8 protein-coding genes, 2 tRNA genes and 2 rRNA genes are annotated in these 11,339 nt (G+C 57.4%); 6 read left to right on the forward strand and 6 right to left on the reverse strand.

Going from position 1 to position 11,339, the window contains the following annotated elements; genetic code table 11:
• Positions 1-131: 131 nt before the first annotated feature.
• The 6 genes from BI343_RS04605 to BI343_RS04630 all read right to left on the reverse strand — a co-directional run bounded on the left by BI343_RS04605 (position 132) and on the right by BI343_RS04630 (position 5,009).
• Positions 132-476 carry a hypothetical protein gene (locus BI343_RS04605; RefSeq protein WP_071108834.1) on the reverse strand — a complete coding sequence of 115 codons (345 nt, stop codon included), beginning with the start codon at positions 474-476 and terminating at the stop codon, positions 132-134.
• Between the two features lie 265 nt (positions 477-741).
• Positions 742-1,116, reverse strand: a complete 375-nt coding sequence (locus BI343_RS04610; protein ID WP_052246848.1) for a hypothetical protein — start codon at positions 1,114-1,116, stop codon at positions 742-744.
• Between the two features lie 822 nt (positions 1,117-1,938).
• Positions 1,939-2,886, reverse strand: coding sequence for a lipoyl synthase (gene lipA, locus BI343_RS04615; RefSeq protein ID WP_071108835.1), 948 nt, complete (start codon positions 2,884-2,886; stop codon positions 1,939-1,941).
• A complete protein-coding gene (gene lipB, locus BI343_RS04620) occupies positions 2,883-3,506 on the reverse strand; it encodes a lipoyl(octanoyl) transferase LipB (protein WP_071108836.1) in 624 nt (207 codons plus the stop codon). Before lipB ends, lipA begins: the two co-directional genes overlap by 4 nt.
• A 15-nt stretch (positions 3,507-3,521) precedes the next feature.
• A complete protein-coding gene (locus tag BI343_RS04625; protein WP_043626465.1) occupies positions 3,522-3,791 on the reverse strand; it encodes a YbeD family protein in 270 nt (89 codons plus the stop codon).
• 72 nt (positions 3,792-3,863) lie between these two features.
• Positions 3,864-5,009 (reverse strand): D-alanyl-D-alanine carboxypeptidase family protein, encoded by a 1,146-nt coding sequence (locus tag BI343_RS04630; RefSeq protein ID WP_043626467.1) that lies wholly within the window; start codon positions 5,007-5,009, stop codon positions 3,864-3,866.
• A 203-nt stretch (positions 5,010-5,212) separates the two neighbouring features.
• Here BI343_RS04630 and ilvA point away from each other — a divergent pair, with 203 nt between their 5' ends.
• From ilvA to BI343_RS20140, 6 genes are all read left to right on the forward strand, one after another.
• Entirely contained in the window at positions 5,213-6,742 is a 1,530-nt protein-coding gene (gene ilvA / locus BI343_RS04635) for a threonine ammonia-lyase, biosynthetic (protein WP_071108837.1), read from the forward strand.
• Positions 6,743-6,784: 42 nt separating this feature from the next.
• Positions 6,785-7,432: an HAD family hydrolase gene (locus tag BI343_RS04640; protein WP_043626473.1), complete on the forward strand. Its 648-nt coding sequence runs from the start codon at positions 6,785-6,787 to the stop codon at positions 7,430-7,432.
• Positions 7,433-7,858: 426 nt separating this feature from the next.
• Positions 7,859-9,396: ribosomal RNA gene (locus BI343_RS04645) — 16S ribosomal RNA — on the forward strand.
• A 192-nt stretch (positions 9,397-9,588) separates the two neighbouring features.
• A tRNA-Ile gene (locus tag BI343_RS04650) sits at positions 9,589-9,665 on the forward strand.
• Positions 9,666-9,783: 118 nt separating this feature from the next.
• A tRNA-Ala gene (locus BI343_RS04655) sits at positions 9,784-9,859 on the forward strand.
• A 256-nt stretch (positions 9,860-10,115) separates the two neighbouring features.
• Positions 10,116-11,339, forward strand: a 23S ribosomal RNA gene (locus BI343_RS20140); the annotation flags it as partial.

Genomic DNA, 11,339 nt, shown 5'->3' on the forward strand with positions numbered 1-11,339 from the left:
GCTGGGGAGCTCTATGCGAACTCCCCAGCGGATGGCATCTCATTCAAGGTGCGTTGAATCTATGGCATGCTTGCTCCTGCATGGACGCTGCGGCTCGGCGCAGGCGCCGGGCCTGGGTTGATTAGTATGGTTTAACGGTTGGCGTACCTTCCCATGGCGGGTGTGGACGCCGACAGGCAATCAAGCTTGACGCGGGTCAGCGGCAGCGTCGCCAGCCTTTGCGCGATGCTCTGCAGGAAATGCATGCAGGTTTCCGAACCGCAGCGAAAGTCCGCGCTGATCAGCCAGGGCGCCAATGTATGGCTGGCGCCCTGGCTGGCCGGTTGCGGCTGCTCCAGCCATTGCTGGATGCGCAAACCATGCTTTTGCGCCTGGCTGCGGATTTCGCGTCGGGCAACGCCCAGCGACATCGAGGGGCACAGGATGGACAGCTGATAGATCTGTTGCTGGCGTGGGCTGGTGAACAGGTTTTGCATCGTAAGCTCCTGCGTAGGAACGTGCCGGCAATGCGCCGGCGGGGTTCGCGTGGCAACAGCCAGACCGCGCTGCCGGCAAGGGCGGCGACGGAATGGGCGTGTCGGTGCATGGCCGCTTGCGGCATGTCCCGACGCTTACGAGGAGGGGAGCAGTGCCTTAGCGGATCGTCAGGGGTTGCGGTCCGGGTTCTTCTGGCATGGTTGGGTTTGGGTGGCTTGGGTCAGTCAATAGAAGGCGGTTATCTGCCGCCTTCCCGTTATGGGTTTAGGCCGCCTTGGCGCGATTGGCCGGGAACAGCGAGCGATGCTGAGCGGGGGCGCTGGTAAGTCTGCGACCCCAGTGCACGCGGCGGATTTCCGGCAATTGGCTCAGGCGCAGGGCCATATCGTCCAGGTCCTGGCGGCGGATCAGCGGGCAGCTCAGGATGACGGACAGCTTGCATTGGTTGTCCTGGCTGTCGGGGCCGATGGTGACTTGCGAGGCGCGCAGTCCCAGATCGTGCATTTCCCAGAACAGGCGCTTGCGCAGCGCGGTAATCACGTTATTTTCGCAAACAATGTTAAGGCGGAATTCCGCGCAGTCTACAGCTTGGTTGCGATTAAAGAATTTCAGCAGGTGGAAGAATTTCAGGGTTTGCATGTTGAATCCCCCATTATTATTCAACAGGTAATAGCCGCCCCTTTCGATTTGAATAACCGAAATAAGGGAATGATTGTCCAATATCTAAGCGAGCGTATATGGCGCAACTGCAATCAGGCTATTTCCGGGTTGAGGGAATCAGCCGGCCATGCAGAGATGCGTCGCATCCGCTCGCGGTTCTGGTTCTTCTGGCATGGGAACCTCCTGTGCGAAACGAAAGCTGCGCAAACAATCAATACGGGTGCTGGATCTATCGATGGGGGTGTCGGGCACGACCAAGCAAACAGGCACGGCATAGGGTTGCATGGCATGCTGGCCATCCGGGCTGCGTACTGCGAATCTTGGTCGTTATGCTGTTGTCGATGGGAATCGACTTTGAGACACCACATCCTGTCTTGCAGGATGCGGCAGAGAGAAGAGCGTTCGGTCTGCTGTTTATCCTGCAAGGCTTGCTGCGATCGAAGATCGACTAGAACCGTCGTTGTCCACGGTTTGCCTTTGCAAAATTAATAACAATGCCACTATAAACCGGTTTTGCCGTTTTATCAAATAAAACTGTATTTATATCGGGATAATGTTGGCAATTCAGCAGTCGGGGCAAAATGTTCGTCGACTTAAATCATTCGGCATGCTGTTGCGTGGGGAAGGGATTTCATGGCCACTCGGCGCGGCCATGGCTAAGCAAGCGGGTTTCTCGGCATGCGGGAGATTGGAGATCGCTTTCCCTGGCTGGGGTTGGGAATTGCGAGCAGGAACGACAGCAGAAAGGGGCGTCCATGGACGCCCCTTTGCCTGCGCTGCGTATCGGACTTCTAAAGTCGCTTACACCCCTGCCTCATGCGCCTGAACATCTGCGTGATAGCTGGAGCGCACCATGGCGCCGACTGCGGCATGGACAAAGCCCATTTCGTAGGCTTTTTCCTCGAACATCTTGAAGGTGTCCGGGTGAACGTAGCGTAGCACCGGCAGGTGGCCGTCGGAAGGCTGCAGGTACTGGCCTATGGTCAGCATGTCTACATTGTGGGCGCGCAGGTCGCGCATCACTTCGAGGATTTCCTCGTCGGTCTCGCCCAGGCCCACCATCAGGCCGGACTTGGTCCGGACATTCGGGTTCTTCGCCTTGTAGTCTTTCAACAGCTGCAACGAATGCGCGTAATCGGCGCCAGGGCGGGCCTGCTTGTACAGGCGCGGCACGGTTTCCAGGTTGTGGTTCATCACATCCGGCGCGGTTTGCGTCAGGATGTCGATGGCGATGTCCAGCCGGCCGCGGAAGTCGGGCACCAGGGTTTCAATTTGGGTATTCGGCGACAGCTCGCGCACGGCATTGATGCAGTCGGCGAAATGTTGGGCGCCGCCGTCGCGCAGGTCGTCGCGGTCCACCGAGGTGACCACCACGTACTTCAAGCGCATCGCGGCCACGCTCTCGGCCAAGTGTTTGGGCTCGTTCGGGTCCAGCGGGTTCGGACGGCCGTGGCCGACGTCACAGAACGGGCAGCGACGGGTGCAGATATCGCCCATGATCATGAAGGTGGCGGTGCCCTTGCTGAAGCATTCGCCGATATTGGGGCAGGTGGCTTCTTCGCAGACAGTGTGCAGCTTCTGCTCGCGCAGGATTTGCTTGATTTCGTGGAAGCGCTGTCCGTTGGGCAGTTTGGCGCGGATCCATTCCGGCTTTTTCAGCTTTTCTTCCAGCGGCACGATCTTGATCGGGATGCGGGCGGTCTTTGCCGCGCCCTTGTGCTTCACCCCAGCTTGGTTGTCCGGCTTCATGCGGTCTCCTTGCTTATGCTCAGGTGGCGTTCCAGGTGCGGCAGCAGCTTGTCGGCTACTTCGGCGACCGTGAGATTGACGCCCAGATTCTTCATTTGGGTTACCTTGAGGTTGGCGTAGCCGCAAGGATTGATCCAGCTAAACGGAGTCAGGTCCATGTCCACATTCAGGCTGAGCCCGTGGTAGACGGCGCCGTTTTTGATGCGCAGGCCGAGCGAGGCGATTTTGGCGCCATCGACGTAGACGCCCGGGGCATCGACATCGCCATTGGCGGCGATGCCTTGCTCGGCTAGCATGTCGATGACGGCTTGCTCGATGTGGCGCACCAGGTCGCGCACCCCGATGCGCATGCGCTTGAAATCGATCAGCAGATAGACCACCAACTGGCCGGGGCCATGGTAGGTGATCTGGCCGCCGCGATCGGTCTGCACCACCGGGATGTCGTTCTGCTGAAGCAGATGTTCCGGCTTGCCGGCCAGGCCCTGGGTGAATACCGGCGGGTGTTCCACCACCCACAGCTCGTCGGCGGTGTGCTCTTCGCGCTGGTTGGTGAAGGCCTGCATGGCGCGCCAGGTCGGTTCGTAATCGACCCGGCCCAGATGTTTGATGATGCGTGGCACCTGAACTCCCGGTGTTTAGAGGACCATTTTGACCATCGGGTGGCCGGTCAGAGACAGATAAATATTGTCCAACTGCTGGCGCGAGGTGGCGGTGATGGTGACGGTCAGCGCATAGAAGCGGCCGCCCGAGCTTTCACGCAGCACCACGTCGATCTCGGCGAGATCCGGAGCGTGGACGCGGACCACTTCGGTGATGGTGGAAACGAATGCCTCATGCCGCTCGCCCATGATCTTCAAAGGGAAGCGGCAGGGGAATTCCATCAATTCCTGTTTTTCGTCGGACATGTCTGGCTACTCTTGAATTGCAAAACAGCAGGCCGCGGACAGGCCGCGGCGCTGCAAACTACGGTGCTGCTTTTACTTCCAGCCTAGCAGAAGCTTCAGGCTGTCCCACAGGCGGCTGAAGAAGTTGCCTTCGTCCACTGCCTTCAATGCTACCACCGGACGTTCCAGCAGTGGCTTCCCATCGAGGGAAACCACCAGCTTGCCCACAACCTGGCCGGCCTTGATCGGCGCGATCAGCGGCTGCGTCGTGGTCATGTCGGCTTTCAGTTTGGCGGCCTGGCCCTTGGCGACGGTGGCGTAGACGTCGCTGGAGAAGCCTACCGGCACCACCTTGGCATCGCCCTTGTATACCGATACGTCTGATACGCGGGCGTTTGCAGCATAAAGTTTGGGCGTGTCGAAGAATTGCAAGCCGTAGTTCAGCAGCTTGGAGCTTTCCACCGCGCGCGCCTCCGGGCTGGCCGTGCCGACCACTACGGAAATCACGCGGCGGCCATCGCGGTGGCTGGAGGTCACCATATTGTAACCGGCGGTGTCGGTGTAGCCGGTTTTCATGCCGTCTACGTTCGGGTCGCGGTACAGCAGCAGGTTGCGATTGGGCTGCTGGATATTGTTATAGGTAAACGACTTCATCGAGTAGATCGGATAGTACTCGGGGAAGTCGCGGATCAATGACGCGGCCAGGATGCCCAGGTCGTGCACCGTGGTGTAGTGGCCTTCATGCGGCAGGCCGGTAGCGTTCTTGAACTGGGTATTCTTCATGCCCAGCTTCTGAGCCTGTTGCGTCATCACTTGGGCGAATACGTCCTCGCTGCCGGCGATGGCTTCGGCCAGCGTCACGCAGGCGTCGTTGCCGGATTGCACGATCATGCCCTTGATCAGGTCTTCCACCTTGGCCGGGACTTTCGGATCCAGGAACATGCGCGAGCCTTCGGTTTTCCAGCCGCGCTGCGAAACCGTCAGCGTCTGTTCCAGCGTCAGGCGCTTTTCCTTCAGCGCCTTGAAGGTCAGGTAGGCTGTCATCAGCTTGGTCAGAGAGGCCGGCTCGATGCGGGAGTCGGGATCGCGGGCCGCCAGAACCTGCTGGCTGTTGTAGTCGATCAAGTAATAGGCCTTGCCGGCGATTTCCGGCGCGGGCGGCACAAAAGCGGTGCTGGCAAAACCAAAAGACGGCAGCGCCAGAGCGGCAGCCACCAGGGCAGAAGTGATTGTTTTCATGTTGGAGTGGGCTTGCAAGGGGTCACAAACAGTAGCCGGTGATTATACACGCTGCAGCGAGGGCCGCAGCCCGAAAAAGGCCGTCCGGCATTCTGGGGTTTTGCAATGCAGCAAAGAATGCGCGGCCAGCCTCCCGCAGATTTGGAGTTCCTGATACTCTGGCAGTTCAAATACAAGAAACTACCAGGGACCAAGGCATCACCATGAGCGACAAGCATGATTATCTGGAACGCATTCTGACTTCACGGGTTTACGACGTGGCGGTGGAGACGCCGTTGGAGCTCGCGCCCAATTTGTCCCGCCGTTACGGCAATCGCATTTTGCTCAAGCGCGAGGACCTGCAACCGGTGTTCTCCTTCAAGCTGCGCGGCGCTTACAACAAGATGGCCAAGTTGACGCCGGAGCAGCGCGCGCGCGGGGTGATTACCGCCAGCGCCGGCAATCATGCCCAGGGCGTGGCGCTGTCGGCCAGCAAGCTGGGCTGCGAGGCGGTGATCGTGATGCCGGTGACCACGCCGCAGATCAAGATAGATGCGGTCAAGCAGCGCGGCGGCCAGGTGGTGCTGTCTGGCGACTCCTTCAACGAAGCCTATCTGCACGCGGTGAAATTGGCAGAGGAAAGCGGCCGCACCTATATTCCGCCATTCGACGACCCGGACGTGATCGCCGGCCAGGGCACGGTGGGCATGGAGATACTGCGCCAGCATCCGGACGATCTTGACGCCGTGTTCGTCGCCATCGGCGGCGGCGGCTTGGCGGCCGGCGTGGCCAGCTTCATCAAGCGGCTGAAGCCGGAAGTGAAGATCATAGGCGTGCAGCCGGTGGATTCCGACGCGATGCGCCAGTCTATAGAGAAGGGCGAGCGGGTCGAGCTGAAAGACGTGGGTTTGTTCGCCGACGGCGTGGCAGTCAAGCTGGTGGGCGAGGAAACCTTCCGCATCTGCCGCGAGCTGCTGGACGAGATCATTCTGGTCGATTCAGACGCCATCTGCGCGGCGATCAAGGATATTTTCGAAGATACCCGCTCCATAGTCGAGCCGGCGGGCGCGCTGGCGGTGGCGGGCGCCAAGGCCTATGTCGAACGCGAGGGCTGTCGCGACCAGTCGCTGGTGGCCATCTCCTGCGGCGCCAATATGAATTTCGACCGGCTGCGACATGTGTCGGAGCGCTCCGAGCTGGGCGAGCGGCGCGAGGCCATCATCGCCGTCACCATTCCTGAGAAGCCGGGCAGCTTCAAGCGCTTCTGCTCGGTGATCGGCGGCCGCAACATCACCGAATTCAACTACCGCTTCGCCGACCCCAGCATCGCCCATGTGTTTGTCGGGGTGCAGATCGCCGGTCGCGAGGATGTGGAGAAGTTGCTGAACGACTTGCGGGGTGAGGAGCTAGACGGCATCGATTTGACGGACAATGAACTGGCCAAGCTGCATATCCGCCACTTGGTGGGTGGGCATGCGCCGCAGTTGAAGTATGAGCGCGTGCTGCGCTTCGAGTTTCCGGACAGGCCCGGCGCCTTGATGCGCTTTTTGGACGCGATGCGCATCGACTGGAATATCAGCCTGTTCCACTACCGCAATCACGGCGCCGACTATGGCCGCGTCTTGGTGGGCGTTCAGGTGCCAGCGGGCGACGCCGCTGCTTTCCAGCAGTTCCTCGATACGTTGGGATATCCTTATGCCGAAGAAACCGATAATCCGGCGTACCGGCTGTTTCTTGGCAAGACCATCCGTTGATGGTGCAATACTCCCTTATATATCGATATTGAAGTTGAGATCATGATCAAGGCAGTGTTATTCGATCTGGACGGCACGCTGGCCGATACCGCGCGCGACCTGGGCGCGGCGTTGAATCGTTTGCTGGCGGAGGAGGGCATGCCGCCGCAGCCTTACGAGGCCATAAGGCCGGTTGCGAGCCATGGCGCGCGCGGACTGGTCAAGCTCGGTTTCGGCGCGGATCTGGACGCGGAGCGGATGGAGGCGCTGCGAGTGCGCTTCATGGATCTGTACGATGCCAATCTGGCGGAGCAGACGACGCTATTCGAAGGAGTGAACGAGCTGATCGCGGAATTGGATCGGCGCGGTCTGGCTTGGGGGATCATCACCAACAAGTCGATGCGGTTTACCGACCGCCTGGTGCCCTGGCTGCCTTTTGCCGTCCCGCCAGCCGTAACCGTTAGCGGCGATACGGTCGGCGTGCCCAAGCCGGACCCTCGGCCTATGCTGCATGCCACTGCGCAAATCGGCATCGATCCGCAGCGTTGCATGTATGTCGGCGATGCCGAGCGAGACATCCAGGCGGGGCGCGCGGTCGGCATGAAGACTGTTCTGGTCAACTGGGGCTATTTCTCCGCAGAGGACAAGCCGGAGCAATGGGGGGCGGATGTCGATATCGATCATCCGCTGCAACTGCTGGACCATATATAAGCATCGAAACCATGGCGAAAGACAAGCGGGCCGGCAGCAATGCCGGCCCGTTTTTCATGGTGTGTCGATAGTTTGGGCGGTGCTGCCTAGATGCGCTGCAAAAAGTCTGTCTTCATATGATGTTTTTCATCAATCACTTGCGTGTGTTTTCAGACTGGAAGGTCCGCTCTTGTTCACTTTTTCCCGCAAAAGGTGTTGACGAGGTTCGGGTCCGGGCGTATAGTTCGCCTCCTCAGCTGACGCAGCGAACGAAACAAGCCGAACGAAACAGGTTCCGGCGACGGTTGCAGCGACCAGCACCGCTCTTTAACAGAACGAATAACCGATAGGTGTAAGTGCTTGGCGAAAGCCAAAAACTTGCACTGCAAGAGATAGGAAATACCAGTTATTTCTTTGAACTTGCGTGCCAGAAGTTGCTATGAGATTGAACTGAAGAGTTTGATCCTGGCTCAGATTGAACGCTGGCGGCATGCTTTACACATGCAAGTCGAACGGCAGCACGGGAGCTTGCTCCTGGTGGCGAGTGGCGAACGGGTGAGTAATGCATCGGAATGTACCGTGTAATAGGGGATAGCTCGGCGAAAGCCGGATTAATACCGCATACGCCCTGAGGGGGAAAGCGGGGGACCGAAAGGCCTCGCGTTATACGAGCAGCCGATGTCTGATTAGCTAGTTGGTGAGGTAAGAGCTCACCAAGGCGACGATCAGTAGCGGGTCTGAGAGGATGATCCGCCACACTGGGACTGAGACACGGCCCAGACTCCTACGGGAGGCAGCAGTGGGGAATTTTGGACAATGGGCGCAAGCCTGATCCAGCCATGCCGCGTGTCTGAAGAAGGCCTTCGGGTTGTAAAGGACTTTTGTTCGGGAGGAAATCTCGCTGGTTAATACCTGGCGGGGATGACAGTACCGGAAGAATAAGCACCGGCTAACTACGTGCCAGCAGCCGCGGTAATACGTAGGGTGCAAGCGTTAATCGGAATTACTGGGCGTAAAGCGTGCGCAGGCGGTTGTGCAAGTCTGATGTGAAAGCCCCGGGCTCAACCTGGGAACGGCATTGGAGACTGCACGACTAGAGTGCGTCAGAGGGGGGTAGAATTCCGCGTGTAGCAGTGAAATGCGTAGAGATGCGGAGGAATACCGATGGCGAAGGCAGCCCCCTGGGATGACACTGACGCTCATGCACGAAAGCGTGGGGAGCAAACAGGATTAGATACCCTGGTAGTCCACGCCCTAAACGATGTCAACTAGCTGTTGGGGGTTTGAATCCTTGGTAGCGTAGCTAACGCGTGAAGTTGACCGCCTGGGGAGTACGGCCGCAAGGTTAAAACTCAAAGGAATTGACGGGGACCCGCACAAGCGGTGGATGATGTGGATTAATTCGATGCAACGCGAAAAACCTTACCTGCTCTTGACATGTACGGAACTTGCCAGAGATGGCTTGGTGCCCGAAAGGGAGCCGTAACACAGGTGCTGCATGGCTGTCGTCAGCTCGTGTCGTGAGATGTTGGGTTAAGTCCCGCAACGAGCGCAACCCTTGTCATTAGTTGCCATCATTTGGTTGGGCACTCTAATGAGACTGCCGGTGACAAACCGGAGGAAGGTGGGGATGACGTCAAGTCCTCATGGCCCTTATGAGCAGGGCTTCACACGTCATACAATGGTCGGTACAGAGGGTCGCGAAGCTGCGAGGTGGAGCCAATCTCATAAAACCGATCGTAGTCCGGATCGCACTCTGCAACTCGAGTGCGTGAAGTCGGAATCGCTAGTAATCGCAGATCAGCATGCTGCGGTGAATACGTTCCCGGGTCTTGTACACACCGCCCGTCACACCATGGGAGTGAGTTTCACCAGAAGTGGGTAGGCTAACCGCAAGGAGGCCGCTTACCACGGTGGGATTCATGACTGGGGTGAAGTCGTAACAAGGTAGCCGTAGGGGAACCTGCGGCTGGATCACCTCCTTTCTAGAGAAGGCGATCGTCAAGTACTTACAGCCTATCGGTTATTTGTAGTTAAGGGCATTTTGATGAAAACCGGCGCGACTCTGCGTTGGAAAGCTCCTCGTGTACTGGATGTACACGTCGTCGCCTTCCGCCTGGATTCGCTTGTTTTTGATCAAAATGAAGTTGTGGATGCCACGACTTCATAAGTCAACTGGGTTTGTAGCTCAGCTGGTTAGAGCACTGTGTTGATAACGCAGGGGTCGTAGGTTCGAGTCCTACCAGACCCACCAGTTACACTCTGGGTGTTCTGAATTGGCACCCGGAGATAAAGCCGAAAGACAAGGCGCGCAGGAGCGACGTGTACACCTGTACACGAGCGACTAAGCAACGCAGTATTTCGGATTTAGAGGGGGATTAGCTCAGTTGGGAGAGCACCTGCTTTGCAAGCAGGGGGTCGTCGGTTCGATCCCGTCATCCTCCACCACTTACAGTGCAAACAAAAGCGAACTCGGAAGAGTTGGATTCTGTTTGCGTTGTAAAACGCCCGATCTTTAACAAACTGAAGAAGCCGAATATATAAGACGGCGAAATGAAAGCGTAGAGTTAACTCTTTACGCGGACAAATCGTCATCTTGGGTATTTGATTGTATCTAAGGCTGCGTCGCCAACTCAAAAGGGGCGGTGCAGTCGTCGCACAAACACACTTGTTGTTTTAGTGATCTAGGTTACTGAAATGATAGGGTCAAGCGACTAAGTGCATCTGGTGGATGCCTTGGCGATCACAGGCGATGAAGGACGTGTAAGCCTGCGAAAAGCGCGGGGGAGCTGGCAATAGAGCTTTGATCCCGCGATATCCGAATGGGGAAACCCGGCCCTTAGGGGTCATCCCAGACTGAATACATAGGTCTGAGGAGGCGAACTCAGCGAACTGAAACATCTAAGTAGCTGAAGGAAAAGAAATCAACCGAGATTCCGTAAGTAGTGGCGAGCGAACGCGGAACAGCCTGTATGTGATAGAGATTGCGTTAGTGGAAGGTTATGGAAAGGACCGCCATAGTGGGTGATAGCCCCGTACACGAAAACGCATTCTTGGTACTAAGCATACGAGAAGTAGGGCGGGACACGCGAAATCCTGTCTGAAGATGGGGGGACCATCCTCCAAGGCTAAATACTCGTGATCGACCGATAGTGAACCAGTACCGTGAGGGAAAGGCGAAAAGAACCCCGGGAGGGGAGTGAAATAGAACCTGAAACCGGATGCATACAAACAGTGGGAGCGGACGTGTTCCGTGACTGCGTACCTTTTGTATAATGGGTCAGCGACTTACGTTCAGTAGCGAGCTTAACCGAATAGGGGAGGCGTAGGGAAACCGAGTCCGAATAGGGCGCTTTAGTTGCTGGGCGTAGACCCGAAACCGAGTGATCTATCCATGGCCAGGATGAAGGTGCGGTAACACGCACTGGAGGTCCGAACCCACTAGTGTTGCAAAACTAGGGGATGAGCTGTGGATAGGGGTGAAAGGCTAAACAAACTCGGAGATAGCTGGTTCTCCCCGAAAACTATTTAGGTAGTGCCTCATGTATCACTTCCGGGGGTAAAGCACTGTTATGGCTAGGGGGTCATTGCGATTTACCAAACCATGGCAAACTCTGAATACCGGAAAGTGCGAGCATGGGAGACAGACGGTGGGTGCTAACGTCCATCGTCAAGAGGGAAACAACCCAGACCGCCAGCTAAGGTCCCAAATGATCAGTTAAGTGGTAAACGAAGTGGGAAGGCCTAGACAGCCAGGATGTTGGCTTAGAAGCAGCCATCATTTAAAGAAAGCGTAATAGCTCACTGGTCGAGTCGTCCTGCGCGGAAGATGTAACGGGGCTCAAACTGATAACCGAAGCTGCGGATGCGTCGGCTTCACCTTAGCTTGTTGCAAGCTTGTCATCGCGAAGCGATGACAAAGCCCACC

The organism is Chromobacterium amazonense, assembly GCF_001855565.1.
GTDB lineage: Bacteria > Pseudomonadota > Gammaproteobacteria > Burkholderiales > Chromobacteriaceae > Chromobacterium > Chromobacterium amazonense.

Bases quoted from the DNA above. Each gene is read 5' to 3' on its own strand.
- ilvA (WP_071108837.1), top strand. From the start codon at position 5,213: ATGAGCGACAAGCATGATTATCTGGAACGCATTCTGACTTCACGGGTT.
- lipA (WP_071108835.1), bottom strand. From the start codon at position 2,886: ATGAAGCCGGACAACCAAGCTGGGGTGAAGCACAAGGGCGCGGCAAAG.
- BI343_RS04630 (WP_043626467.1), bottom strand. From the start codon at position 5,009: ATGAAAACAATCACTTCTGCCCTGGTGGCTGCCGCTCTGGCGCTGCCG.
- BI343_RS04605 (WP_071108834.1), bottom strand. From the start codon at position 476: ATGCAAAACCTGTTCACCAGCCCACGCCAGCAACAGATCTATCAGCTG.
- BI343_RS04610 (WP_052246848.1), bottom strand. From the start codon at position 1,116: ATGCAAACCCTGAAATTCTTCCACCTGCTGAAATTCTTTAATCGCAAC.
- BI343_RS04640 (WP_043626473.1), top strand. From the start codon at position 6,785: ATGATCAAGGCAGTGTTATTCGATCTGGACGGCACGCTGGCCGATACC.
- BI343_RS04625 (WP_043626465.1), bottom strand. From the start codon at position 3,791: ATGTCCGACGAAAAACAGGAATTGATGGAATTCCCCTGCCGCTTCCCT.